At 74.2% G+C, this 25,937-nt stretch carries 22 protein-coding genes; 8 read left to right on the plus strand and 14 right to left on the minus strand.

Going from position 1 to position 25,937, the window contains the following annotated elements:
• The 5 genes from ACZ5OX_RS19615 to ACZ5OX_RS19635 form a co-directional block, all read left to right on the plus strand.
• Nucleotides 1-705: SigB/SigF/SigG family RNA polymerase sigma factor (locus tag ACZ5OX_RS19615; protein WP_465631426.1), on the plus strand; the 705-nt coding region annotated here is incomplete at its 5' end.
• 180 nt (nucleotides 706-885) lie between these two features.
• Complete coding sequence (locus ACZ5OX_RS19620; protein WP_465631428.1) at nucleotides 886-1,059, plus strand: SRPBCC family protein; 174 nt, start codon at nucleotides 886-888, stop codon at nucleotides 1,057-1,059.
• A gap of 21 nt (nucleotides 1,060-1,080) precedes the next feature.
• Nucleotides 1,081-1,374, plus strand: coding sequence for a hypothetical protein (locus tag ACZ5OX_RS19625; protein WP_465631430.1), 294 nt, complete (start codon nucleotides 1,081-1,083; stop codon nucleotides 1,372-1,374).
• Complete coding sequence (locus ACZ5OX_RS19630) at nucleotides 1,371-3,002, plus strand: phytoene desaturase family protein (protein WP_465631431.1); 1,632 nt, start codon at nucleotides 1,371-1,373, stop codon at nucleotides 3,000-3,002. Before ACZ5OX_RS19625 ends, ACZ5OX_RS19630 begins: the two co-directional genes overlap by 4 nt.
• A gap of 300 nt (nucleotides 3,003-3,302) precedes the next feature.
• Nucleotides 3,303-5,522, plus strand: a complete 2,220-nt coding sequence (locus tag ACZ5OX_RS19635; protein WP_465631433.1) for a catalase — start codon at nucleotides 3,303-3,305, stop codon at nucleotides 5,520-5,522.
• Between the two features lie 166 nt (nucleotides 5,523-5,688).
• On the opposite strand, the gene ACZ5OX_RS19640 is transcribed toward ACZ5OX_RS19635, so the two are convergent.
• The 14 genes from ACZ5OX_RS19640 to ACZ5OX_RS19705 all read right to left on the minus strand — a co-directional run bounded on the left by ACZ5OX_RS19640 (nucleotide 5,689) and on the right by ACZ5OX_RS19705 (nucleotide 21,901).
• Nucleotides 5,689-6,756, minus strand: coding sequence for a glycosyltransferase family 9 protein (locus tag ACZ5OX_RS19640; RefSeq protein ID WP_465631435.1), 1,068 nt, complete (start codon nucleotides 6,754-6,756; stop codon nucleotides 5,689-5,691).
• A complete protein-coding gene (rfaE2, locus tag ACZ5OX_RS19645; protein WP_465631437.1) occupies nucleotides 6,741-8,183 on the minus strand; it encodes a D-glycero-beta-D-manno-heptose 1-phosphate adenylyltransferase in 1,443 nt (480 codons plus the stop codon). The genes ACZ5OX_RS19640 and rfaE2 overlap by 16 nt, the downstream gene beginning before the upstream one ends.
• Nucleotides 8,180-8,860, minus strand: a complete 681-nt coding sequence (locus ACZ5OX_RS19650) for a D-sedoheptulose-7-phosphate isomerase (RefSeq protein WP_465631439.1) — start codon at nucleotides 8,858-8,860, stop codon at nucleotides 8,180-8,182. Before ACZ5OX_RS19650 ends, rfaE2 begins: the two co-directional genes overlap by 4 nt.
• A complete protein-coding gene (locus ACZ5OX_RS19655) occupies nucleotides 8,857-10,095 on the minus strand; it encodes a glycosyltransferase (RefSeq protein WP_465631441.1) in 1,239 nt (412 codons plus the stop codon). The genes ACZ5OX_RS19650 and ACZ5OX_RS19655 overlap by 4 nt, the downstream gene beginning before the upstream one ends.
• The gene (locus ACZ5OX_RS19660) at nucleotides 10,092-11,054 is read right to left on the minus strand and encodes a glycosyltransferase (RefSeq protein ID WP_465631443.1); all 963 of its coding nucleotides are present in this window, start codon (nucleotides 11,052-11,054) and stop codon (nucleotides 10,092-10,094) included. Before ACZ5OX_RS19660 ends, ACZ5OX_RS19655 begins: the two co-directional genes overlap by 4 nt.
• Nucleotides 11,051-12,067, minus strand: coding sequence for a glycosyltransferase family 9 protein (locus tag ACZ5OX_RS19665; RefSeq protein ID WP_465631445.1), 1,017 nt, complete (start codon nucleotides 12,065-12,067; stop codon nucleotides 11,051-11,053). Before ACZ5OX_RS19665 ends, ACZ5OX_RS19660 begins: the two co-directional genes overlap by 4 nt.
• Nucleotides 12,064-12,675: a D-glycero-alpha-D-manno-heptose-1,7-bisphosphate 7-phosphatase gene (locus tag ACZ5OX_RS19670; RefSeq protein ID WP_465631887.1), complete on the minus strand. Its 612-nt coding sequence runs from the start codon at nucleotides 12,673-12,675 to the stop codon at nucleotides 12,064-12,066. The genes ACZ5OX_RS19665 and ACZ5OX_RS19670 overlap by 4 nt, the downstream gene beginning before the upstream one ends.
• The gene (locus tag ACZ5OX_RS19675; RefSeq protein WP_465631446.1) at nucleotides 12,675-13,754 is read right to left on the minus strand and encodes a glycosyltransferase family 2 protein; all 1,080 of its coding nucleotides are present in this window, start codon (nucleotides 13,752-13,754) and stop codon (nucleotides 12,675-12,677) included. The genes ACZ5OX_RS19670 and ACZ5OX_RS19675 overlap by 1 nt, the downstream gene beginning before the upstream one ends.
• Complete coding sequence (locus ACZ5OX_RS19680) at nucleotides 13,751-15,415, minus strand: carbamoyltransferase family protein (protein ID WP_465631448.1); 1,665 nt, start codon at nucleotides 15,413-15,415, stop codon at nucleotides 13,751-13,753. The genes ACZ5OX_RS19675 and ACZ5OX_RS19680 overlap by 4 nt, the downstream gene beginning before the upstream one ends.
• An 80-nt stretch (nucleotides 15,416-15,495) precedes the next feature.
• On the minus strand, nucleotides 15,496-16,455 hold the full coding sequence (locus ACZ5OX_RS19685; RefSeq protein ID WP_465631450.1) for a UDP-glucuronic acid decarboxylase family protein: 960 nt from the start codon (nucleotides 16,453-16,455) through the stop codon (nucleotides 15,496-15,498).
• A gap of 397 nt (nucleotides 16,456-16,852) precedes the next feature.
• On the minus strand, nucleotides 16,853-18,055 hold the full coding sequence (locus ACZ5OX_RS19690) for an MFS transporter (protein WP_465631452.1): 1,203 nt from the start codon (nucleotides 18,053-18,055) through the stop codon (nucleotides 16,853-16,855).
• Between the two features lie 549 nt (nucleotides 18,056-18,604).
• A complete protein-coding gene (locus tag ACZ5OX_RS19695) occupies nucleotides 18,605-19,156 on the minus strand; it encodes a hypothetical protein (RefSeq protein WP_465631454.1) in 552 nt (183 codons plus the stop codon).
• Between the two features lie 214 nt (nucleotides 19,157-19,370).
• Nucleotides 19,371-20,564: a CapA family protein gene (locus ACZ5OX_RS19700; protein ID WP_465631456.1), complete on the minus strand. Its 1,194-nt coding sequence runs from the start codon at nucleotides 20,562-20,564 to the stop codon at nucleotides 19,371-19,373.
• 359 nt (nucleotides 20,565-20,923) lie between these two features.
• Complete coding sequence (locus ACZ5OX_RS19705) at nucleotides 20,924-21,901, minus strand: peptidase S1 (protein WP_465631458.1); 978 nt, start codon at nucleotides 21,899-21,901, stop codon at nucleotides 20,924-20,926.
• A gap of 843 nt (nucleotides 21,902-22,744) precedes the next feature.
• On the opposite strand from ACZ5OX_RS19705, the gene ACZ5OX_RS19710 reads away from it, so the two are divergent.
• The 3 genes from ACZ5OX_RS19710 (at nucleotide 22,745) to ACZ5OX_RS19720 (ending at nucleotide 25,880) form a co-directional block, all read left to right on the plus strand.
• Complete coding sequence (locus ACZ5OX_RS19710) at nucleotides 22,745-23,830, plus strand: hypothetical protein (RefSeq protein WP_465631459.1); 1,086 nt, start codon at nucleotides 22,745-22,747, stop codon at nucleotides 23,828-23,830.
• Between the two features lie 264 nt (nucleotides 23,831-24,094).
• The gene (locus ACZ5OX_RS19715; RefSeq protein WP_465631461.1) at nucleotides 24,095-24,220 is read left to right on the plus strand and encodes a hypothetical protein; all 126 of its coding nucleotides are present in this window, start codon (nucleotides 24,095-24,097) and stop codon (nucleotides 24,218-24,220) included.
• A 421-nt stretch (nucleotides 24,221-24,641) separates the two neighbouring features.
• Nucleotides 24,642-25,880 (plus strand): NHL domain-containing protein, encoded by a 1,239-nt coding sequence (locus tag ACZ5OX_RS19720; RefSeq protein WP_465631463.1) that lies wholly within the window; start codon nucleotides 24,642-24,644, stop codon nucleotides 25,878-25,880.
• The last annotated feature ends 57 nt before the right edge of the window (nucleotides 25,881-25,937 follow it).

Consider the following 25,937-nt stretch of genomic DNA (forward strand, 5'->3'; position numbering starts at 1 on the left):
ATCGAGCTGAACATGCCGCTGGTGCGCTTCATCGCGGCCCGGTTCCGGCACCGTGCCGAGGAGATGGAGGACATCCTCCAGGTCGGCACGATCGGCTTGATCAAGGCCGTCGACGGCTACGATCCGCGGCGCGGCGTCGAGTTCGTCACCTATGCCATCCCCACCATCGCGGGCGAGATCAAGCGGTTCTTCCGTGACACCTCGTGGCCGGTGCGGGTGCCGCGCAGCATGCAGGAGCTCTACCTGTCCGTCACCCGCGGCTCCGACCGGCTCGAGCAGGAACTCGGTCGTCTCCCGCAGCCGGGGGAGATCGCGGAGGATCTCCACCTCACCGTCGAACAGGCCACCGAGGGTCTGATGGCGGGCCGGGTCTGTCGTCCCAACTCGCTGGACGCGCTGCGTGACGGGGACACCGACGAGGCCGGCAGTGCCCTGCTGGACCGCCTGGGCGGCTGCGATCCCGGCATCGAGCTCGTCGACTTCCGTATCGCGGTGCGGCCGCTGCTGGCCCGGCTGCCGGAACGCGAGCAGACCGTCCTGAAGCTGCGGTTCTGGGACGGCTGGACGCAGTCCCGGATCGCGGAGCGGATCGGGGTCTCCCAGATGCACGTCTCGCGGCTGCTCAGCGCCACGCTGGCCTGGCTGCGGGAGGAGCTGGAGGACCGCGGCGCCCCCGGCTGGGCGGACGAGCCCGAGGAGGGCTGAGGCCCCGGGGGTGGCCCACGCGCAGTGCGTGGGCCACCTCGCCTCACCGGACGCCGGGTCGGCGGGTTAGAGGGCGCGCCGTCCGGGCACCCGCCCCGAACGGAGCGGGGGGACCGCGAAGGCAGGAGAAGACGATCCGGGAGCGGCTGGGCCGCCACCGACAACGAAGCGGAGGACGCGATGGCCGTCCGTCATGTCCTGATCGATCGGCCGCCCGGGGACGTGTGGAAGGTGCTGGCCGACCCGCGCTGCTACGCCCGGTGGGTTCCGGGCACCTCCCGCACCGAACCGGCCGGCGGCAGCTGGCCCCGGACGGGCGCCCGCCTGCGCTACACCGTCAGGGCCGGCCCCTGACACCTGAAGGGGCACACCGTCGTGCGCCGCTGCGAGGAGCCGGAGCGCCTGGAACTGGAAGCCGTCGCCGGCCGCCTGGGCACCGCGCGCATCGCCCTCGAACTGCTGGCCTGGGGCAGCGGCACCCTCGTCATCGTCGACGAACACCCCTTGCAGGGACCGGGCAGCAGCCTGCACGCCGCCCCGTCCGAGGCACTGCTGCACCTGCGCCACCGCAGCATGCTCTCCCGCCTGGCCGACACCGTCGAGAACACAGGCCACCGGACCGTCGAGAACGCCGGGCACCGGTCACCGGCACGAGGAGGCGCGGCATGAACGACGCCGTCGTGATCGGTGCCGGACCCAACGGACTGGTCGCCGCGAACGTCCTCGCCGACGCCGGCTGGCAGGTCGAGGTCCTCGAAGCCCAGGACCACCCCGGCGGCGCGGTCCACAGCGACCGCGGCGTGCACCCGGACTACGTCCACGACGTGTTCAGCTCCTTCTACCCGCTGGCCGCGGCATCCCCCGCCATCCAGGCACTCGCCCTCCAGGACTACGGCCTGACCTTCAGCCGCGCACCCGCCGTGCTGGCCCATCCCCTGACGGACGGGCGCTGCGCCCAGCTGCGTCAGGACGCGCAGGAGACGGCCGAGCTGATCGGCCGCGACTTCGGCCCCCACGACGCCCAGGGCTGGCAACGGCTGTCGGAGCTGTGGGAGCGCCTGGACCCGTGGCTGATCCGGGCGATGTTCGCACCCTTCCCGCCGGTGCGCGCCGGGCTCGTGCTGGCCGCCCGGGTGCGGGCCGCCGGTGGCCTGCGCCTGGCACGGTTCGCGACCCTGCCGGTGCGCCGCCTCGCCGAGGAGGAGTTCGACACCCAGGGCCCCGCGCTGCTGCTGGCCGGCTGCGCCCTGCACGCCGACCTGCTGCCGGAGTCCCCGATCAGCGGCGTGTTCGGCTGGTTGATGGCCATGCTCGGCCAGCAGTACGGCTGGCCCGCTCCGGTCGGCGGCGCCCGCGCGCTCACCGACGCCCTGGTGCGCCGCCTGGAAGCGCACGGCGGACACGTACGGTGCGACGCCCGCGTGGAAGGCGTCCTGATCCGCTCCGGGCAGGCGATCGGCGTGCGCACCGCCGGTGGCGAAACCGTCCGGGCCCGGCATGCCGTACTGGCGGACGTGGCCGCCACCACCCTGTACGGCGGCCTCGTCGGCTGGGACCGCCTTCCCGCCCAGCTGCGCCGCGACCTGCACCGCTTCCAGTGGGACTTCTCCACCGTGAAGATCGACTGGGCGCTCGACGGCCCCATCCCGTGGAGCTGCCCCGACGCGGCCCGCGCCGGCACGATCCACCTGGGGGCGGACCTGACGGAGCTGAGCGACTACGCGCTCCAGGTCATCACCGGGCGCGTCCCCGCCCGGCCGTTCGGACTGCTCGGCCAGATGACCACCACCGACGCCTCGCGCTCGCCCGCGGGCACCGAGTCCGCCTGGATGTACACCCACGTCCCCCAGCGGGTGTCGGCGGACTCCGGCCCGGACGGGCTCACCGGACGCTGGGACGGGCACGAGAGCGCCGTGTTCGCCCGGCGGATGGAGGCCCAGGTGGAACGGTTCGCCCCCGGCTTCGGTGACCGGGTGGTGAACCGGCGCATCCTCACCCCGCCCGTCCTCCAGGGCCTGGACGAGAACCTGGTCGGCGGCGCCATCAACGGCGGCACCACCGCGCTCCACCAGCAAGCCGTCCTGCGTCCCGTCCCCGGCACCGGACGGCCCGAGACCCCGATCCAGGGCCTCTACCTCGCCTCCTCCTCCGCGCATCCGGGCGGCGGGGTCCACGGCGCCTGCGGCGCCAACGCCGCCCGCGCGGCCCTGCGGGCGCGCCGACCCGCCGTACGCCGGATCGCGGGGCCCGTGCTCACCGCCGCCCAGCGTGCCCTCGCCCGGCCGACAGGGGCCTGAGTCCCGGCCCCGCCGGGATGGCCGGGGGTTTCGGCGGGGCCCGCCCGCCGGCCCGGGAGGTCACGCTGGGGAGCATCGGGCAGCGCCCGGGTGAACTGCCGACACGGTGCGAGATGGAACGCCGCACCCGGGGGAGGCTCGTCGGGCGACTGGCGGCACCTTTCGAAGCCGGGGCGCGGTGCTCCCGTCGAGGCGGGGCAGGGGCCGACCATTTCTCGCAGTGCCCGGGCGCCGTGGCGGCGAACCGTGCTCCGGCGCCCCGCCGATCCCGGGCGGGCCGAGTATCCGATCGGAGTACTGATGGACGAGCCCAACCGCGTGCGCAAGACGACCGAACAGCTGCCCGGTGCCCCCGGCCCGCAGGCGCCGCCCGTGGCGGAACCGACCGAGCCGCGTGCGCCGCTGCCGCCGAAGCCCGACCAGGAAGCGCCCGCGGCGGTGTCGGCGACAGGCCGTGCCGCCGGCACGGAGGCCGCGCGGGCCCAGAACGGCGGGTACCTGACCACCGCGCAGGGCGTACGCCTGCCGGACAGCGACCACTCGCTCAAGGCCGGCCCCCGTGGCCCCGTGTTGCTGCAGGACCATCACCTGCGCGAGAAGATCATGCACTTCGATCACGAGCGGATCCCGGAGCGGGTGGTGCACGCCCGCGGCGCCGCGGCCCACGGCGTCTTCCGCGCGTACGGCACGGCGGCGGACGTGACCAAGGCGGCGTTCCTGGCCGAGGGCGTGGAGACGCCGGTCTTCGTGAGGTTCTCCACCGTACTGGGGTCACGCGGCTCGGCGGACACGGTACGCGACACCCGCGGGTTCGCCACCAAGTTCTACACCGGCCATGGCGTCTTCGACCTGGTCGGCAACAACATCCCGGTGTTCTTCATCCAGGACGCGATCAAGTTCCCGGACATCATCCACGCCGGCAAGCCGCACCCGGACCGGGAGATCCCGCAGGCGCAGAGCGCGCACGACACGTTCTGGGACTTCGTCTCCCTGCACACCGAGGCCACCCACCACACGCTGTGGAACATGTCCGACCGCGGCATCCCGCGCTCCTTCCGGATGATGGAGGGCTTCGGGGTCCACACCTTCCGCCTGGTCGACGCCGAGGGCGCGACCACGCTGGTGAAGTTCCACTGGAAGCCGAAGGCGGGCGTGCACTCGCTGGTGTGGGAGGAGGCGCAGCTGATCGGCGGCACGGACCCGGACTTCCACCGGCGGGATCTGGCGGACGCGATCGAGGCCGGGGCGTTCCCGCAGTGGGAGCTCGGCATCCAGATGTTTCCGGACTCGCCGGAGCAGACCTTCGAGGGCATCGACCTGCTCGACCCGACCAAGATCGTTCCCGAGGAGCTCGCCCCGGTCCGGCCGATCGGCCTGATGACGCTCGACGCCAACCCCACCAACTTCTTCGCGGAGACCGAGCAGGTGGCCTTCCACCCCGGCCACCTCGTCCCCGGCATCGACATCACCGACGACCCGCTGCTCTCCGGTCGGCTCTTCTCCTACCTCGACACCCAGATCACGCGACTGGGCGGTCCGAACTTCGCCCAGATCCCGATCAACCGCACCCACGCCCCGGTCAACGACATGCTCCGCGACGGTTTCCACCAGGACGCCGTCCACAGCGGCGTCGCGCCGTACAAGCCGAACTCGCTCGACGGCGGCTGCCCGTTCTTCGCCGGCGCCGCCGACCGCGCCTTCGTGGAGCACCCCACACCGATCGCGGCCGGAGCCAAGGTCCGCGAGGCGCCCGCCTCGTTCGACGATCACTTCAGCCAGCCCCGGCTGTTCTGGGTGAGCCTGAGCCTGGTGGAGCGCGAGCACGTGATCGCCGCCTACACCTTCGAACTGTCCAAGGTCTACGAGCAGGCGATCAAGGAACGCGTGCTGACCGTCCTGGCACGGATCGACGACGAACTCTGCCGGGAGGTCGCCACCGGCCTCGGCCTGCCGGCACCGACCGCCGCCGCGCTCGCCGACGTCACCCCCAGTCCGGCCCTGTCCCAGCTCGGGCAGCGGTGGCCCGCGACCGGCCGTGTGCTGGGCATCATCGCGGACGGTGGCGGTGACCCCGCCGTGGTCCTCGGAATGCGCGACGCCGCGCGTGCCGCGGGCCTGCTGCCGCTGGTCATCGGTCCCACCGGAGCGCCACTGGCCGAGGGCCTCGGCGTGCAGCGGACCTTCGCCGCCGCCCGCTCCGTCGAGTTCGACGCGCTCCTGGTGGCCCACGCTCCCGGGCCGGGGGCGGATGACCGCGGCGCACGGGACGCCAAGTCCGGCGCGGTGGCGGGCGGCCAGCGGACGGTCGACTCCCGGGTCGTCCTGCTGGTCAACGAGGCCTATCGACACGCCAAGCCGATCGCCGGTCTCGCGGACGCCCGCGCCCTGTGGGCCGCGGCGGGGGTCGATCCGCACGCACCGGGCGTGTCCATCGAGACGGACGGCGGGAGGGCCGTCTCGGCGCTGGTGGAGCAACTCGGCACGCATCGTGTCTGGGAGCGCTTCCCCGTGGCAGGTTGAACCCTCGCAGGCCCGCCCGCGCCGGAGACCACCGGTGCGGGCGGGAGTTCGGCTGTCACGGGAAGCCGCCGGGACGCTGCGTCGGATGCGCTGGACCGACACCGTGATCAGGACCCTGTCGCCCCGGCTGCTCACCGGCGTCCGATCCGCCGGCCTCCGGGGTGCGTCACCGGATCGTTCGGTCCCGGCGCCCCTCCGGTTCGAGTACGGCGGGCGGCAGCCCGTCGAGTGCGGTCAGGACGTCGACCGGGTGGACGGCCAGCAACCGAGGGTCGGGTTCGTGGCCGCCGGCGTCGCCGGGGCGCGACCCACCGTCGGGTCCGCCCCGCCAGATGGCGATGTGGCGGGGCGAGGACGGCGGGCCCCAGAGGCGGGGAGCGACCGGACCGAACAGGGTGACGGACGGGGTACCGAGGGCCGTCGCGAGGTGGGACAGGCCGGTGTCGCCGGCCACGACGGCGCGCGCTCCGGCGACCAGGGCGGCCAGGACGGGGAACGGGACGTCCCGCTCTCCGCCGAACACGGCCCCCTCCGGCAGCCCGGCGTCCCGGGCCACCCGGTGGGCGAGCGCCCCCTCGCCCGAGCCCGCAGTGATCACGACCGGCACGCCCGACGAGTGGACGGCTCGGGCGACGGCCGCGAACCGTTCGGCGGGCCAGCGTCGGCTGCCGGCGTCGGCTCCCGGATGTACGAGGACGGCGTGCGGGGCGGGCGAGGGCGACTCGGGGGCGGGGATCAGCAGGTCGGCCGGGTCCGCCGCGATGCCGTACCACTGCACCAGGCGGCACCAGCGCTCGCGTTCGTGCTCCTCCTCGTCCCACTCCGGACCCGCCAGTGCGGGCGGTCCGACGCGCCCGAAGCCCCACACCTGCCGTGGGCCGAGAGCCTGGAGCACGGCGTGGCTGGCGGGGCCGTTGCCGTGCAGGTCGACGGCGAGGTCGGGTGGCGGACCGGACCACGCCAGCCGGGAGGGGACCCCGCGCCCGGCGGCGGTGGTGCCGAGCAGCCGATCCACGCAGCCGGTTGCCAGGACGGCGCCGGAGAGCCGGGCGGGTGCGGCCAGCGTGATGTGGTGGTCGGGCAGGGCCCGACGCAGTCCGCGCAGGACGGGCACGCCGGTGAGCAGGTCGCCGAGGCCCAGGGCCCGGAGCACCAGGACCCGCGGACGGTGGGCGCCCTGCCGGGGCGTACGCCGCCGGGGCACCGCCTGGCCGGGCGTCACCGCGCCGGCCACGGGCCGCCGCCCGTCGCGGCGGCCGCCCGCCGGGCGAGCGAGGTGGTCGAGTGTCCGTCGAGGTAGGGCAGCACGACGGCGTGGCCGCCCCAGCTGCGCAGGACGGCCCGTTCGGGCAGGGTCTCGGCTGTGTAGTCGCCTCCCTTGACCCACAGGTGGGGCCGCAGCAGACCGAGCACGCGCTCGGGCGTGTCCTCGTCGAAGACCGCCACCGCGTCGACGCAGCCGAGGCCGGCCAGGACCCTGGCCCGGTCCTCCGCGGAGTTGATCGGACGCCCGCGGCCCTTGAGCCGCCGGACGGAGGCGTCCGAGTTGAGGCAGACGATCAGGCAGTCGCCGAGCCGCCGGGCGGATTCCAGGAGGGCCAGGTGTCCGGGATGCAGCAGGTCGAAGCAGCCTCCGGTGGCGACCACCGTGCCTCCGCGGGAGCGGACCGCACGGGCCAGCCGTGTCGCGTCGGGCGTGACCGGATCCTCGGTGGTGGAGGCCGGGGGCGTGTGCCGCCAGAGTGCGGGATCGCCCACGCCGCCGCGGGCGATGAAGTCCGTGGCGGCCGTGACCCCGCGCTGCACGGCCTCTTCGGGGAGGGCGCCGTCGGCGAGCGCGGTGGTCACGGTGGCGGCGAAGCAGTCCCCGGCTCCACAGGTGTCGCCCGTCGCCTCGTACGGGGCGGGCAGCAGGATCGGGCTGTCGGGGCCGCGGCTGAGCAGTGCGCCGAGGGGGCCGAGGGTCACCGCGACTCCGGCGGCTCCCCAGCGCCGGGTGAGCAGGGCGGCTCGGCGGGTTTGCGAGGGAAGGTCCTCGCCGGGAGGCTCGTCGGGGGCGAGGGCGACCGTGAACAGACGGGCCTCGGCTGCGTTCGGGGTGGCCAGCCGGACACCGGGCACCGGTGGGCCGCCACGGGGGTGCGGGTCCCACACCACCGGGAGGTGGCCGGTCGCCGTGGCCAGTTCCGGCCGGAGCCGGTCGGCCGTCCGCAGGCCGTAGTCGGAGACCAGGACCGCCCCGGCGGCCGCGATCGCCTGTCGGGCGGTGTCTCCGGGCGCGCCGGGCACGCCGCCGCCCCGGTCGATCCGCACCAGTGGCCGTCCGCCGACGCGGACCCGGGTCTTGACCGGCAGGTCGCCGTCCAGCGGGAGTTCGACGAGGGTGACCCGGTCCGCGAGCAGGCGGCGCAGCTCGGTCGAGGCGTCGCCGGTCCCGACCGCGGTCACCAGGACGACCTCGCGGCCGCCGCCGGCCGCCAGCCAGGCGGCCAGCGCCGCACCGCCCGGCCGGTGCCGTTCGGCCGTCACGTCCACCACCGGCGCGGGCGCGTCGGGGGCGAGCCGGGTCGCGTCCCCGTCGATGTCGCAGTCGAGCAGGCTGTCGCCGACGACGACCAGCGGACGGCGTCGGTTCGTGACCCGGGTCTCGGCGGTGCTCATGCCGACTCCCTGGAGGGGCGTCCCCCGTCGCCGCCGGTGCGCGCGACGGTGGTGTGGGCCGGCAGCAGGTACGGCCGTGGGCGGGCCAGCGCCGCGTCGAAGGCCTCGCACACCAGGTGGAGGGCGATCAGGTGGACCTCCTGGACCGTGGCGGTCCGGTCGGCCGCGACGGCGAGGACCTCGTCGGCGGCGGCCGCGAGCGGGTTGGGTGCCGGGCCGGTCATCGCCCAGACGTCGAGACGGCCGCGCCGGGCCGCCTCGGTGGCGCGCACCAGGTTGGGACTGCGGCCGGAGGTCGACAGCAGCACCAGTACGTCGCCCGGTCGGCCGTGGGCGGCCACCTGGCGGGCGAACACCTCGTCGAAGCCGTAGTCGTTGCCGATGGCGGTGACGCTGGACGTCTCGGCGTGCAGCGCGATCGCGGAGAACGGAGGCCGCTCGGCCGCGTAACGGCCGACCAGTTCGGCGGTGAGGTGCTGGGCCTGGGCGGCGCTGCCGCCGTTGCCGGCCGCCAACAGCCGGCCGCCGGCGGGCAGCCGCCCGGCGAGGGCGGTGCCCCACGAGGTGAGCAGGGGCAGCTGGTCGGTCCGCAGTCGACGGACGGCCTCCTCCAGGGCGAGGCAGTGGCCGGTGGCCGGCCGCACGTCGGGCTGGTGGTCACGGGATCGGGGTGTCATCGCACGACTCCCGTCATCGGGTGGACGGTGGGGCGGGCCGTGGCGAGGACGTCGAGGTAGACCGCCTCGCTGCGGTCGGCGACGGCCCGCCAGGTGTAGTTGGCGAGCACCCGGCGGCGGCCGGCGGCCCCGTAGGCGGCGCGGACGGCGGGTGCGGCGAGCAGTCCGGCCACGGCAGCCGCGAGCTCCTCCGCGGAGCCGGGCGGTACCAGTCTCCCGGTGCGGCGGTCGGCGACGGTGTCGAGGTGCCCACCGACGGCGCTGGCCACGACGGGGACACCGCAGGCCATGGCCTCCAGCGGTACGATGCCGAACGGCTCGTACCGGGCCGGGCAGACCACGAGGTCGCTGTCGCGCAGCAGTCGGGGCATCCGCTCGCGGGGTACGGCGCCGAGCAGGGTGAGGCGGTCGGCGACGCCCAGTTCCACGGCGAGAGCCCGCAGTCGACGGGCTTCCGGGTCGGCGGGCAGCCGGTCGGCCGGGGGGCCGCCGGCGACCAGCAGGTGGACGCCGGGCAACCGGGTGAGCGCTGCCACGGCGGTGTCCGTGCCCTTGCGAGGGACGAGCCGGCCGACGGTGAGCAGCCGCGGCGGCCCTGCGGGCGGGCGGTGCCGGGCGGGGCCGAACCGGTCCGGGTCGACGCCGCAGGGCGCCACCCGGATCCGATCGGGTGGCAGGCCCATCAGGAGCAACTCCCGCACCTCGTCCCGGCAGGTGGCGATGACGGCGGCGGCCGACAGACCGACGGCGGTCTCGGCCTCGATCCGGTCGGGCGGGCTGGTGTCGGCCGACCCCTGGTACCGGCGCTTGACCGTGCCGAGCGCGTGGTAGGTGTGGACCACCGGCAGGCCGCGGTCTCGGGCGCCGCGCAGCGCGGCCAGGCCCGACATCCAGAAGTGCGAGTGCACCACGTCGGGCGGGTCGCTGTCCCAGTGCTCCGCCAGACGGTCGCCGAATTCCGGTATGTGGGGCAGCAGTTCGTCCTTGGGCAGGGCGTGGGCCGGGCCTGCGGGGACGTGGTGGACGGTCACTCCGGGCCGCAGGCGCACGTGTGCCGGCAGGGTGGGCGAATCCCGCCGGGTGTGGACGGTGATCCGGTGGCCCCGGTCGGCGAGCGCGTCGGCGAGGGCGGCGACGTGGACGTTCTGACCGCCGGCGTCGACTCCGCCCAACTCCGCCAGCGGGCTCGCGTGTTCGGAGACCAGGGCGATGTGCAGAGGGGGTGTCGTGGTCATCGGGTCAGCTCCTCGATCAGGTGTTCCCAGTCGTTCAGGAAGCGCTTGAGGCCGTAGCGTTCGAGTGCCGCCCGGCGGGCCCGTCGACCGTCCGCGTCGGCGGCGGCCGGATCGCGAAGGTAGTGGCGGGTCGCCTCGGCGAGCGCTTCCGGCCGGGTGCAGAGCACTCCGGCACCGGGCGGTACGGCCCGCACCACCTCGGTGGTGGCGAGTGCCACCACCGGCATGCCGAGGTGCATCGCCTCCAGCAGCGACAGTCCCAGCGACGTCCACCGGACGGGGTGCAGGTAGGCGCGGCGGCGGGCGAGTTCGGTGTGCAGGCGGGCCTGCGGCAGCTCGTACGTCCGGCAGCGTTCTTCGGGGAGGCCCAGGTGCCCGGCCAGGCCGTCGGTGCGCATGCCGAACACGTCGAGCGGGGCGGCGGCCGAGAGCATCGGCAACAGGTCGCAGCCGACGGTGCGCCCGCGCCGGACGGGTTCGTTGACCACCACGGCGGCTCGCTCCAGCTCGCCGGTGTACCGGTGGCCGGGGTCGACGATCCCGTGCTCCACGACGGTGGCCGGGGCCCGGCCGTTGTCCCAGAACAGGCGGTTGAAGTGGGTCACGTGGACGATCGGCACCCGGGCCTGGTCGGCGAGCGGATGGCGGGTGTCGGGCACGTTCCCGTGCGGGCTGTTGTGCTCCAGGTACAGGGCCGGCACGTCCCGCCCGGGCCGGCGTCCGAGCCAGCGCTCGGCGAGGTCCTGCTCGTGGGGCCGTTGGAGCACCACCAGGTCGACGTCGGCGCGGCGGAGCTCGTCCGGGGAGAGCTCGACGACCGAGGAGGGCCAGTCGAAGGTCAGGGCCCGCCCGAGTCCGTCCGGCCCCCGCCCCGGGAGGACCGGGACGAGGTAGCGGTGCGGTCCCTGGACGAACGCCGTCGTCCAGGATCCGTGGACGTGCCACAGCAGGATGTTCACGGGGCCTCCTCGGCGCGGCGCAGCAGATCATCGACGGCGCGGACGATCTCGGGCCCGGTCAGCGAGTCCAGACAGGGGTGGCCCGGAACCGGGCAGGTCCGGGCGCGGGTGCCGGCGCACGGGGCGTCCTGGTGCCCGAGCAGCACGTGCGGCACCCCGTGGGGGCGCCATCGCTCGGCCGGGACGACGGGAGCGAACAGGCAGACGACCGGCGTGCCGACGGCCGCCGCGAGGTGGGCGGGACCGGTGTTCCCGACGACCACGGCGTCGGCTCCCCGGAGCACTCCGGCCAGCTCGCCGAAGTCGGTGCGCCCGCCGAGGTCCAGGGCGTACGGGCCCGCCACCTCCGCGGTGAGTTCCTTGTCGCCCGGGCCACCGGTGACCACCACCCGGTGCCCCGCCGCGCTCAGGGCCCGGACCACGGCGGCGGCGGTGGCCGGGCCGGGAGCCCGGGCCGGGACGGCCGCACCGGGGTGGACCACCACGTACCGGCCGGGGCCGGTCAGCGTACCCGTGTCAGTGGCCCGCCGGATGCGCAGCCGGCCGTCGTCCCCGGGCGGGAGGGCGAATCCGGCCGCTTCGGCGAGGTCGAGCGCGGCCAGGGCCTCGTGCCGACCCTCCGCGCGCCGGTGCCGCAGGTCGAGCAGCGTCCCCGGGTAGTCCTCGCTGTCGGCCGCGATGCCCCGCACGCCCGCGAGCCGCAGCACCAGGGCGGTGGGCAGCGGGCTCTGGTGGAAGGAGGTCAGTACCAGGGCCCGGTCGAAGCGGTGCGCGGCGAGGTCCGCGACCACCGTTTCGATGTCCTCGGCGCGGACCGGCGGCGGGTCGAATCCCACCCAGGGGGCGTCCCAGACCAGGATCCGGTCGACCCCGGGCAGCAGCCGGGCCGCCGGCAGGCCCCTCGGCCCGCAGAGCAGGGTCACCTCCTGCGAGCCGTGGGCCGCCGCGCGCACCGCGGGTCCGGCGAGCAGCACGTCGCCGGCGCTGTCCAGCCGCACCACCAGTGTCCTCATGACGGGTGCCCGGTGAGCGGTCCGAGCAGGAGCCGGACGGCGCAGACGAGGTCGGCCGCCCGTTCGTGGGCCGCGGCGATCTCCTCCGGTCGGGTGACCGGGCTGGGAACCAGCACGCCGCGGGCTCCGGCGGCCCGGGCGGCCTCCACGTCGGAGCCGATGTCCCCGATCACCGCGACCCGCGCCGGCGGGACGCCGAGCGCCTCGCACGCGGCGAGCACCAGCCCGGGCAAGGGCTTGCGGCATCCGCAGCCGTCCGACGGTCCGTGCGGACAGACCGCCCAGACCTCGAAGGGTCCGAGCAGCTCCTCGACCCTGGCCCGTACCGCGTCGTGGCGGGCACGGTCGAGCAGGCCGCGGGCGACGCCCGACTGGTTGCTGACCACGCCGACGGCCACACCGGCCGTCCGGAGCAGCGCCAGCGCGGGCCGCGCGCCGGGAACGGGCCGGACCAGGCCGGGGTCGCCGTTGTACGGCACGTCCTCGACCAGGGTGCCGTCGCGGTCGAAGAGCACCGCGGCCGGTGCCCCGGGCAGCTGTGGGGCGGGCCGTCCCGTGTTCGGACCGGCGTACAGCCAAGGGCCGGAGGCCGGGGTGACGAGGGCCATCACGTCGTACTCCCTGCTCCGCCCGGTTGCCGGGCCGCAGACGGAACGGGGGGCGCCCCGCCGGAGGGCCGACGTACCGCAGGCCCGCTCGCCGGGGAGTGCGTACGGCGCTCGGCCCCGCGGTGGCGCACCAGGCCGCGCACCCAGTGGTAGCAGGCGGCCGGCGGGATCGCGACGCTGGTGGCGAGCATGGCCGCGACCTCGTCGGCCGTCCGCGGACCCGGCGCGATGCGGGCGAGCGCGAACTCGCCGGTGCCCAGCAGCCACGCGCCGCAGAGCAGCGCCGCTTCCCGGTGGCGGCCTGCCAGGACGCAGACCATGGCCCCCGCCGCTGCCGCGGTGACGGCGAGGTGCCGGGGCAGCCGGCCCCGCGGAGCGTCGGCGCGCCGCCACCAGCCCCGGCCGTGCAGACGGGTCATCAGCACGTCGTCGCCGTTGCCCACCTGGAGGCGCAGGGAGGTCCACGGGTCGGCGGGGCGCACCGGATGGGTGGTGGTCCGCCGCCCGCGCTCCAGTCGCCACCCGGCGTCGAGGACCCGCAGCGCCAGATCGGCGTCCTCGCGGAACGCCCGCCGGAAGCGTTCGTCGAAGCCGTCGACCTGCTCCAGGGCCTCGCGCCGGTACGCCATGTCCGCGGTGATCCACGCGGCCCCGGCGAGGCCGGCCGTGGCCCGCTCCCAGTCGGTGGGGCGGCGGTCGGCCGGAAGCGGCACGACGATCCGGCCCTGGACGCCACCCGTCCGCTCGTCCGCGGCGGCGAGATCGGCGGCGAGGTCACTCGCCCAGGTCGGGCCGGGCACGGTGTCGTCGTCGAGGAACGCCACCCAGGGTTCGGTCGTCACCCGCCAGCCGGCGTTGCGTGCGGCTGCGGGACCGTTGCCGCCGCCGGCGACGGTCACGACCCGGTCGCGCAGGAGCACGGGGACGGAGGCGTCCAGTGGCGGGGGACCGGGGCGCGGCCGGTCGTCGACCAGGACCACTCGCTCGGGCGCGGGCCCCTCGGCCGCGGCCAGCGCGGTCAGGCAGGCGGCGAGGCTCGGCCGTCCGAGTGTGGGGATGACCACGGCGTAGCGCGTCACGGCCGCGCCTCCCCGGCGTCGGCGAACATCGACGCCCGCCGGACCGCGAACGGCCCGAGCGCCAGCAGGTCGACGGGCGAGGAGCCGAAGCACTCCAGGGCGTCGCGGGGGCTGTCGACCATCGGGCGGCCCGCCGTGTTGAGGCTGGTGTTGACGACCACCGGCAGGCCGGTGAGCAGTTCGAACTCCTCCAGCATGCGGGCGGTGGACGGGTCGTCGTCGGCGTCGACGGTCTGGATCCGCGCCGTGCCGTCCACGTGGACGACCGCGGGGATGCGTTCGCGCCACTCGTCGGCCACCCGGTGCACGAAGAGCATGTACGGGCTGGGCAGCGGCCCCTCGAAGATCTTGGCCGCACGGTCGGCCAGGACCATCGGCGCGACCGGCCGGAACTGCTCGCGGCCCTTGACGTCGTTCAGCCGCTCCAGATTGGCGGCGTATCCGGGGTGTGCGAGCAGCGAGCGGTGCCCGAGGGCCCGCGGCCCGAACTCGGACCGGCCCTGGTACCAGGCGACGATGCCGTTCTCGGCGAGCACCCGGGCGGCCTCGGCGGCGATCGAGGCCGGTCGCTCGTACGGTACTCGGGCCCGGTTCAGCCACGCCTCCAACTCGGTGTCCGGCCAGGAACGGCCCAGGTCCGCGCCGGGCATCGGCGCGGGTTCGTCGCCGTGGACGGCCGCCAGGTACAGGGCCGCGCCGAGCGCGGTACCCGCGTCCCCGGCCGCGGGCTGCACCCAGACCCGGTCGAACGGCCCCTCCTGGGCGATCCGGGAGTTGGCCACGCAGTTGAGTGCCACGCCCCCGGCCATGGTGAGCAACCGGTCCCCGGTGCGCCCGTGCAGCCAGCGCGCCAGGTCGAGCAGGACCTCCTCCAGCACCCGTTGGGCGGAGCAGGCGAGGTCGGCGTGGAGCGGTGTCCAGTCGCCGCCCGGCGGCAGTGCCGGCGCGAACTCCTCCCACGGCACGGCGGTGGCCCGGAAGCCGCCGTCCCCGGTCGGGTGGACGTGGCGGCGCAGCGCGTCCGCCATCCGCGGCCGGCCGTAGGACGCCATCGCCATGACCTTGTACTCGTCGCTGGAGCGCAGGAAGCCCAGGTGCTGGGTCAGCTCTTCGTACACCAGACCGAGCGAATGGGGCAGCTCCTGCCCGGCCAGTGGCTCCAGTCGGCTGCCCCGTCGCCGGGCGGCCAGGTGCGAGGTCGCCTCGCCGCGCCCGTCGAGGACCAGCACGGAGCACGTGTCGGCTTCCCCGTCGGCCGCGAGCGCGCACGAGGCCGCGTGCGCCACGTGGTGCGGTACGAAACGCACCTGCTCCGGGCGCAGGCCGGGCAGCGCCTCGGCGAGGAACGTGGGGGCCACCCGGGCGTAGTGCTGCCGCAGCTCGTCCCACGGGTCGTCGAGGCCCAGCGCGTCGGCCGGCCGGGCGAGGGCCGGGTCGTACGCGTAGGCGACGAAGTCGAGGTCGGCCGGCTGCAGGCCGGCCCGGGCGAGGCACCAGCGGGCGGCCTGTTCGGGGAGTTCCCAGGCGGAGAAGGGCAGTGGTCGTTTGCCGTGCTTGCGTCTGGAGAAGCGTTCCTCCTCGGCGGCGCACACCGTACGGCCATCGATGACCAGGGCCGCTGAGGGGTCGTGGAACAAGGCGTTGATACCGAGTAGGCGCATGCTTCCTCTTTCGGGCGGGGCCGTTCCCGCCGGGCCCCTCCTGCCCGGGCCTGCGGGATGGGACCTCCGGATGGTCCGCGTCAGGCCTCGGGGTGCTCGCGGAACCAGGCGATCGTCCGCAGCAGCCCCTCCCGCACCGGGGTCCGCGGCTCCCAGCGCAGCTTGCCGCGGGCCAGGGTGATGTCGGGCCGGCGGACGGCCGGGTCGTCGATCGGGCGCTCGATGAACTCGATGGGAGAGCGGGAGCCCGTGAGCTGGATGACCAGTTCGGCCAGTGCCAGTACGGACATCTCGGCGTCGTTGCCGAGGTTGACCGGTCCGGACAGTTCGGACTCGGCCATGGCCACGATGCCCTCGACGGTGTCGTCGACGTACGTGAGCGAGCGCGTCTGGCTGCCGTCGCCGCTGACGGTGAGCGGTTCACCGGCCAGCGCCTGCCGGATGAACGTCGGCACGGCCCGGCCGTCGTGGGACCGCATGCGGGGACCGTAGGTGTTGAACAGCCGCACGATCGCGGTGTTCACGTCGTCCGCCCGGCCTTCCGCGGTGGTCAGCGCTTCCGCGAAGCGCTTCGCCTCGTCGTACACGCTGCGCGGGCCGATCGGGTTGACGTTGCCCCAGTAGCTCTCGCTCTGCGGGTGCTGGAGCGGGTCGCCGTACACCTCGGACGTGGACGCGAGCAGGAAGCGCGCTCCGTGCCGCCGGGCGAGCTCCAGTACGTTGCGCGTGCCCAGGCTCCCGGTCTCCAGGGTGTGCACCGGCAGCCGCAGGTAGTCGGCGGGGGACGCGGGGGACGCGAGGTGGAAGACCATGTCGGTGGGCTGTGCGATGTCCAGGCCGTCGGCGACATCGGCGCGGTGCACGACGAAGCCGGGCCGGTCCAGCAGGTGCGCCACGTTGGCCGGTGACCCGGTGCAGTAGTCGTCGACGCAGGTGACGGCATGGCCCCGGGCCAGCAGCGCCGTGCAGAGGTGCGAGCCGACGAAGCCGGCCCCACCAGTCACCACGGCATGTTTACCGCTTGTTCGCACAGAGTTCATGGCATGTCCATCCTCAATCGGGGACGTAGCAGCACGAACAGCATCTGTGGCTGTCGAGGAGGACGCGACCGGGGCCCGCGGTTTTGCCCGTGCGGAGTGACGGTGCCTGCGCCCGCGCCGCGCGGCGAAACGGCCGCGGCGGCGGCGCGGGGGCGGGCCGCCACTCGGGTGATCCTGGCTGGAAGGGCCGACCCTCCGGGGGAGCGGTGGGGCAGGGCCGACCGGTCGGCGCATCCGGTCGGCGCATCCGGTCGGCGCGCTGCCGGCGCCTTCGGCGCGGTCAGTGGCGCCCCGGGGTCCGGCGGCGGCCTCGCGCCGGCCACTGAGCCGTGCCGGTCCGCTGAGCCGTGCCGGTCCGCTGAGCCGTGCCGGTCCGGTGGGCCGGCCCCCCGCGGGATCAGGCGGGTGCCGACGCCACCCGGGGCAGGGCCGACGGCCGGCGCGCCAGGACGCCCCCGACGACGGCGACCGCGACCACCAGGCCGCCCGTCAGCAACGCCGTCCGGGCTCCCAGCACCTGGATCAGCAGGCCGAGCAGCGGCGGGCCGCCGAGTGCCCACCCGGTGCTGATGCTGCGCCACGCACCGAGCACCCGGCCGCGCAGGTGCGCGGGCGGGTCGGTCTGGAGAAGAGTGGAGACGGCGGTGTCGGAGAGCGACTCCAGGACCGCCATCGGCAGGACCAGCAGGAGCAGCGGGAGCAACGACGGTGCCAGCGCGGCGGTGGCCTGGAGCAGCGCGCCGCTCGCCGTCACCCACGCCACCAACCGGACGGTGGGTCGGCGCAGCCGGCCGGCCAGGACCGCTCCGGCCGCACCACCGACCGCGAGTACGGCCGACACCGTGCCGTACGCCCCCGGACCGGCGTGCAAGGAGCCGGTGACGAGCGAGGCCAGTGTCAGCTGGTAGTTCCGACCGAGGAGGGAACTCAGCGCGCACATGGCGGCGAGTGCCACCAGGCGGGGACGGCCGAAGAAGTAGCCGATGCCGTCACGCACGCCCCTGCCGCCTCGGGTCCGGCCGCCCGCCTCGTGGCCGGGGTCCGGGGCGTCCTGGTCGTCGGCCGCGCCGGGGAAGGGCCGCAGGAAGGGGATCGTGGTCGCGACGAGGGCGAAGGAGACGCCGTTGACCGCGTAGGCGACGACGGGGCCGAGCGGAGCGAAGGTGAGGCCGGCCAGGGCGACGCCGCCCAGACGGCCGACACTGTGGGCGACCGAGCCGACCGCGATCGCCGACGGCACGTCCTCCCGCGGGACCAGGTCGTTGCCGAGCAGCGCGCAGGCCGGACCGTCCACGGTGGCGACCAGGCCGGTGAGCAGCCCGAGCACCAGCAGCAGCGGCACGTTCAGCACACCGACCGCCAGCAGCACAGCGGTGGCGACGGCGATGGCGGCCAGGGCCGCCTGGCTCACCGCGGCCGTCACCTTCCGTGGCCAGCTGTCGACCACCGCGCCGCCGACCAGTCCGAGCAGCAGCGCGGGCGCCGCCTGCACGGCCAGGGAGAGACCCGTGACGGCCGCTGAGCCGGTCAGCTGCAGGACCAGGAGGTTCTGCACGGTCAGCTGCATCCAGGTGCCCGCGTTCGACAGGAGATTCGCCACCGTCCACCAGCGCATCGAACGGTGACGCAGCGAGCGCCAGGGCGCACGGTCGTTCCGGGGCGTCGGCAGGTCGGCGGCCGGCGCCGATGCCGGGTCGGCCGCCGGGGCCGGGTCGGTCGCCGGGGCCGGTGAGGCGGATGCCCGCTGGTGGGGAGGGCATGCGGCCGGGGTCGGGTGGGCGGCGGGGGCCGCGGGCGTGTTGGAATGCACGGTTCTCTGGGGGGTCGGACGGGCAGGATCGGCCCCCGTCCGGCACGGCGTGGTCCCGCGAGCGGCACGGAGAACCGGGGCGGCCGTGGACGGTCGCTCCGAAGCGCGGCACGGGACGCCGCGTCGCCCATTGTCGGCAGCCTTCGCGTCAGAGGGAAGGGAAGGAGCCCCGCCGTCGACGTACACACCGTCAGTCCTCTTGCCAGGGCGGCCGTTGCGGTCGGGGTGGCCTTGCTCACACCGCCGTTGGTCACTCTCCGTGGCCTCCTGCTGTCCGGGCGGGGACGGCCGGGCGGGATGGCCGGACGGGGACGGCCGGGCGTGAGCGGCGTGGTGCCGTCAGGCCTGCAGCAGCATGGCGACGGCCCGCCCCTGCCCGTCGCGGCAGGTGATCACGTTCAGCCCCTCCGGGTCGACGCGCAGGGCCAGGACGGGTCCGTCGGGCTCCAGCTGCCAGCCCTCGGAATGCTTCGCGGCTCCGCCGGCGGCCCGTCCGTCCGGGCTCGCCTCCTGCTCCCGGTCTCCTGCCTCGGCGAAGACCTGAGCGAACCGTACGGCGGACTGGTTGTCGGCCAGCGCGTGGACCAGGAGGACTCCGGAGTAGGTGTCGAGGAAGTCGACGTCCTCGTCCGCATCGACGGGGTAGGCGTCGTCCAGGCGCAGCAGGGCCGCCGTGATCCCGGGCTCGTCCGGGTCGGCGTCGAGGACCAGGTACGCCACCAACCGCGGGATCTCGAAGGCGTAGCCGTCGTTGCCCTGCGGGTCACCGACGTGCAGGGTCACGCCGGCGGGGACGCGCAGCTCCGCTCGGCGCAGCGGCCATGGCGCGGCGGGGTCGAGGCCGGCATCGAGTGCCGGAAGCGCGGCGAACAGATCGGGCAGGACGTTCACGATCACTCCTTCGTCTGGTGTCCGACCAAGGACGGTGACCGGCGACGAACGGTTCCCGGCGCCGTGACGGCCCACGAGCTGCCGGTACGGGGCGGAGCTGACCAGGGGACTCCTCCCGGGCGCGGGTCGCGGCGGGGCGCCGGCACACGGCCCCGGTGAGGCTCGGACGGGGGCCATGCGAACGGGTTGGCCGGGCCGGTGCCTGAACGGCGACTCAGGAGGCCATGGTCAGCCCTGCCGCGCCGCCGCCGCGGCTCAGCACGACCGACCGGATGTGGTCCAGGGCCTGGGCGTAGTCGGCTCGGCCCGGTTCGCGGCGGACGGCCTCGGTCAGGTCGAGGACCCTGTAGGGCGGACCGAGGTCCGTCAGCTGGGGGAGGAACTCGGCCTTGGTGACGGTCCAGCGCTGCCCGGGCGCGGCCGGCGGAGAGAAGGTGAACCGGGCGATCGAGCTCCAGTTCCCCCGCGGGTCCTCCGCGCCGGTGGGGTTGAACATGTGTCCGGCGAGCTGGTCGCCCAGGCCGTAGACGATCCAGGTGTCGTTGATCTTCTCGTAGGCCTGCGGGATGTGGGCGTGGGTTCCGAGGACCAGATCGATGTCCGGCCGACCGGGGCTCTGCCCGGCGGCCAGGTCGCGGGCGAGGGCGAGCTGCTGCTCGTCCGGGGTGTCCTGCCACTCGGTGCCCCAGTGGACACTGACCACCACGATGTCCGCCCCCTGTTCCCGGGCCGCCCTGGCGTCGGCGAGGATCCGCTCCCGGTCGATGAGGTTGACCGCCCAGGGGCGGTCCTTCGGCAGCGGGATGCCGTTGGTTCCGTAGGTGTAGGCGAGTTGGGCCACCGTGGCGCCACCTGCCGTGACCAGTGCGGGGCGGCCGGCCTCGTCGGCGCTGCGGGCGGATCCGGTGTGCTTCAGGCCGACGGCGTCCATGGCGTCGAGCGTGCGCCGGATGCCGTCGGGCCCGTCGTCGAGGGTGTGGTTCGAGGCCGTGTCGCAGGAGGTGTAGCCGGTGTCCTTGAGCGCCCGGGCCACCTGCGGGGGCGACTTGAACGACGGGTAGCCGGTGAAGGGCCCGCCGTCGGCGCCGTACACCGTCTCCATGTGGCAGATGGCCAGGTCGGCGGCGCCGACGACCGGCTCGACTCCGGCGAGCATCCGGGTGAAGTCGTAGCCGTCGCCCCCGGCGTCCTCCCGGGCCTGCCGGATGATCTCCGTGTGCGGCAGCACGTCCCCGGTCGCGACCAGTGTGAACGCCCGTGGCCCCGGCGGGGTCGGCGCGGCCGTGGTACCGGGATCCCGGGGCGGCGACGGCACGGCCTGCCGGGCCTGCGGTGCCCCGCACCCCGTGAGGGCGAGCAGGAGGGCGCTGGCGGCGGTGAGGATCTCTCGGCGCGGGAATCGCATCATCGGCTCGTCCCATGATCGGCGGGTGTGACGGTCCGACTATGCGAGCCGTCGACCGGCCGACGCGGAACCCGCGCCCTGGGATCACCCGACGGGGCCAGCCGCCCCGCGCGACGGCGCCCGGGAGGACCGGCTCCCGCGACCGGTCCAGCCCGACGGTGTCGAAGCGGGCGGCGGTCTCGGTGCCGACTGCCGACGCGCTGGCACCGGCTGGACGAGATCGCCATGGACGCCTCGGCCGAGCAACCACCGGGTTGACGCCGGCGTCGGCCTGCCCGCCTGCCCGCCTGCCCGCCTGCCCGCCTGCCCGCCTGCACGGCTGAAGGCGGGCGGGCGGGTCGACCGGGGGCGGCGTCGTGGCGTCAGGCTTCGGCGCCCATGTCGACCCAGTTGGTGACGTTGGCGATGGCGCCCTCCTTGACCGGGGCGTGGTGGTCGCTGGTGAGGACGCCGATGCGCAGGCCGTTCAGGACCAGGGCGAGGGCGTTGCCGTTCCCGGCCACGTCGAACCAGTTGGTGAAGTTGGCGACGGCGCCCTCCTTGACCGCGGCGTGGTGGTCGCTGGTGATGACGCCGATGCGCTGGCCGTTCAGGACCAGGGCGAGGGCGTTGCCGTTCCCGGCCACGTCCACCCAGTTGGTGAGGTCGGCGACGACACCCTCCTTGACCCAGGCGTGCCCGTCGGTCGTGATGACGCCGATGCGCCGGCCGTTCAGAACGAGGGAGGTGGCATTGGCGTCCGAGGCCATGTCGACCCAGTGGGAGACGTCGGTGACGGCCCCCTCCTTGACCCAGGCGTGGTGCTCGTTGGTGAGGACGCCGATGCGGTTGCCGGACAGGGCCAGCGAGAGGGCGTTGCCGTTCACGGCCACGTCGAAGTATCCGGCGGTGAGGCTGCCCTCCTTGACCCAGGCGTGGTGGTCGCTGGTGACGACGCCGATGCGGTTGCCGTCCAGGACGATCGAGAGCGCGTCGCCGCCCTCGTCGACCCATCCGGCGAACAGGCTGCCCTCCTTGACGTAGGCGCGGCCGCTCCTGTCGATGACGCCGATGCGGTTGCCGGACAGGGCCAGCGAGGTCGCGCCTTCGTACTGCTGGACCCATCCGCGGGAGTCGACGGTGCCGTCCTTGACGAACACGCGGCCGTCGGTGGTCAGGACGCCGATGCGGCTGCCGTCGACGGCGAGGCCGGCGATCGTTCCGGGCACCGGGGCCGGGCCGGCGATGCGGGGGCTCTCCACGGCCGCCGCCTGGCCGACGGCCGGTGCCGCGGTCACTGCTGATACCGCGATGGCCAGGACGGCCAGGGCACGGCGTACGGTCTTGGTGGCGCTACGCATGATCTTTCCCCTGTTCTTCTGGAAGGAAGTACTGGCGCGGGACGTCTCCCGGGAAGCCGGCTGGTGCGTCGAGAGGCGGGCTTGCCGCCCTGGGCGCGGGTGACAGTCGGGGCCGCGGCGGGACAAGGGTCTGCCGCACGTCGGAGCGTCGGAGCAGCAAGGGCGGAAGTGTTCATGTACATGACATGCCCGGGTCAGACCGATCCCTGAGGGAGCGTTCGGTCGGATGTGAAGCAACTATGCAGAGCATCCGTCAGATCTGCAAGACCAGGCCTGCCGTGGGCACAACCCCCGCCGCCCGGCCGGCCGGAAAGGCCGGAACCCGGCCCCCACGACCCCTGACGGCCGTCGGGACCGCAACACCGGCCCCGGCGGACACCTGGAGTCTCCCCACTTACCGAGAAACCCCAACTCCCTTCTGGTCTGGAGCCGTTCAGGTGCAGGACTCCCTGGAAAACTCGGATACCTTCCGGCGGATCTCGTCTCGCCCATGAGGTGAGGTCCTTTGCGGGTCAGGCGGGGCGGGCCGTGAGAATGTTGGCGGTCTGCCGGTGAGGCGGTCGGACGTCATGCGCTTGTCGGCGCGTTGCTGCGAGGTCTCGTCCTTGCTGCCGAGGGCGGCGAAGCTCTCGCCGGTGGGCGCGTGGACGCCTCGTCCGACGGTGCGCGTGGCGCGGCGGGGAGGCGGCGCGGCTTCGTGCGCTGGGGGGCCTCCGCCAGTGCGCGCAGCGGCAACCTCCGTGACCACGACGGACGAGACTCCTCACTCGAACGGTCCGTACGGAACGTCGAACGCCGCGTACGGAACGTCGGACGTCGCAGGTAAACGGCAGGGAGGTCGTTGTGTCCTTGGTTCGTCAGCGCATGGTCCGCGGCTGGCGCGCGGTGCTGGCCGCGTTCGCCGGGGTGGTCCTGGTACTGGCCGGCACGCCCGGTCCGGCGCAGGCCGCGGAGACGGAGTGGATCAGTCTCGACGGAAATCAGTCACGGGTGCTGTCGGCGGTGTACTCGGTGACGATCAGCGGTGCCACGTACGACGTCGCCCGGGGCACGGACAACAACATCTGGTTCCGCTACAACGGCGGGAGCTGGCACCCGCTCGGCGGAAACAACGCCTCCCGGACCACGTCGCCGCCGCGCATCGTCGAGTTCCCTCCGGGGCGCGCGATGGTCGTCATCCGAGGCACGGACGGGGAGATCTGGTACAGCCAGGCGAACAACGGGTCCCTGAACTTCTGGACGGACTGGGTACGGCTCCCGGCCGGCGCCAACGCGATCGGCAGCCCGATCCTCACCATCAGCTCGGCCACCCGGGACCTCATGATCGAGGCACCGAACACCTACCGGCGCATCAACACCACGTTCCTGAGGAACTACAACGGAACACTGACGTCCAGCGGCTGGCGGGTGGACTCGCACGCGCTCCTCGGCACCAACGCCACGGACATCGAGGGTGACAGCCAGATCGCCGTCTACGGCACCGAGTACTACCGATCGGTGCTGCGCAGCTTCTTCACGGGAACCGACCACCACGTGTGGCGCGAGACGACGGATCCCACGACCGGCGCGGTCCTGGATCTGTCCGAGGTGAACGGCGGTGGCGAGTGCGCCAGCGGCGTGGGGGCGGCGCGACTCGGGAACCAGTCCACCGTGGTCGGCCCCGGTCAGCCGGGCTACGCCGAGCAGCAGCGCGTCATGATCTCCTGCATCGGAAACGACGGATACGTGTGGGAGACCACGTCGAGCGACGGCGGCCGCACCTTCGACGGCTGGCGCCGCCCGGCCGGTTCTCTGGCCCCGTCGGCCTCGACACCGGCGGTGTACCCGACGCCCCTGGGGAACGCCTCGTGGACGATCACGATCAGGTGGAACGGCGCCAGGAGCGGCCTGTTCCCCGACAACGCGGCGGTCTCGAAGCGCATCTGGTAGATCTGCCGGAAGTCCTGCGGGAAGCACGGCCGGAAGCCCTTCCGGCCGTGCTTCCCGCTGTGCGGTGGATGCTCCCGGCGACCGCCGACGAGTGGCGCACGGGTGTTCCGGTGAACCGCGCGGCGGCGGTCGGCCGTCGGACGGGACGTAGGGACGTAGGGACGCAGGGACGCAGGGACGTCGTGCGCACCGCGCCCGGCTGCGCGGCATTCTGACGCATCGTCGGGAACGGTGATTCCACGCTCTCGGTTCCCCTCCGGCCGGGTGGTTCCCAAGAACGGCAGGGACACCGTCACGCCTAAGCAGAAGCTCCCCGCGGGCGTCGTCCTGGGTGAGGCCACGGAGTTGTCCGACGGCGACGCCGCCACGGTCGAGGCCCTGTGCAAGTAACCGGGCGTGCAGCGGGCCCGGGTCTCGATCGGGGACCTGGCCCGGCATCGCGGCAGGTGCTCGGCGGGATCCGGGTGAGGTCGGTGGGTCCGTGGAGGCCGAGGGCGTCCATGGCCACCTCCCGGAGAAGTCGGGGCATTCCGGGCTGCGGCCGGGTTCACGCAACGATCCCGTCAACCTGTTGCACTGGAATGCACTCGTACGGGCAATTGCCATGTTCCTGCCCTTCTGACTTGCTGGAATCAACCGATAGTCACCTGAAAAGAGCAACAGGCGGCCAGTGAACGGCGAAGGGATCGCGATGAGCACCGCCCCGCAAGCAACGACGGGCAGCGAGAGTCCCGCCCCTCCGATCAGTACGATCGCGGGGACCGGGACCGCGGGCCCCAAGGGTGACAACGGCCCTGCGATCTCTGCTGAGTTGAACCGTCCGTTCGGGATCGTGGTGGACCACACCGGGACCCTCTACTTCGCCGACCGCGACAACCACCGGGTCCGGAAGATCACGACAGACGGGCGGATCAGTACGGTCGCCGGCACGGGCACGGCGGGCTTCGGCGGTGACGGCGGCCCGGCGGTCAAGGCCCAACTGAACTACCCGCGCGGGGTGGTGGTGGATGGCGCGGGCACCCTCTACATCGCCGACGCCGGCAACCACCGGATCCGGAAGGTTACGGCCGATGGGACGATCAGCACCGTCGCCGGCACCGGCGCGGCGGGTTTCGGCGGTGACGGCGGCCCGGCGGTCAAGGCCCAACTGAACCGTCCGCACGGGCTGGCGCTGGACGGCACGGGCGCCCTCTGCATCGCCGACAGCCTCAACAACCGGGTCCGGAAGGTCGCGGTGGACGGGACGATCAGCACCGTCGCCGGCACCGGAACCGCGGGCTTCGCCGGTGACGGCGGCCCGGCGGCCGAGGCCCAACTGAACGTCCCTACGGGGGTGGTGGTGGATGGTGCCGGTGTCCTCCACATCGCCGAGTACAGCAACAACCGGGTTCGGAAGGTCACGGTCGACGGGACGATCAGCACTCTCGCCGGCACCGGCACCGAGGGCTCCACTGGTGACGGCGGCCCCGGGGACAAGGCCCAGCTGAACAACCCCCTGGGGCTCGCCGTGGACTGCGTCGGCACCCTCTACATCACCGAGTACGGCGGACAACGGATCCGCAGGATCGCCTCGCCGACCACGGCCGGGTTGCCGGAGTCGGGCACGGTGGTCTCCTGGGTCAACGTCCGCAGCAGGCTGCGGATGGGGGCCCTGCGCGAGTCCACCAGGGACGGGGCCGAGATCCACCAGGTCCTCGCCGCGCCCCGGGGGCACCAGCGCTGGCGCCTGGTGGTGGCGGGCCAGGAGGACGGCGAGGTGCTCTACACGTTCGAGAACCTGCGCAGCGGCAAGGTCCTGGAGGTGCCCGAAGCGCTGAAGGTACACGGGACGGTGGTCGCGCAGCGCGTCTACGAGGGCGCCGGCGCACACCACCAGCAGTGGCGGCTGATCCCCATGGGCCCCGCGACCGACAGCCCCCGGGTGTACGAGATCGCCAACCGGCACAGCGGCCTGCTCCTGCACGTCGACGCCAACACCCCGGTGGCCGTCACGCAGCAAGGCGCGGACGGCGACCACCGCAACCGGCAGTGGCAACTGCTCCCCGTATGACGCACGAGGAGCAGCCACCCACCCTCGACACCCGGGCACCACGAGCGAAGGAACGAC

The sequence above is a fragment of the Kitasatospora sp. NPDC032121 genome (assembly GCF_055580145.1).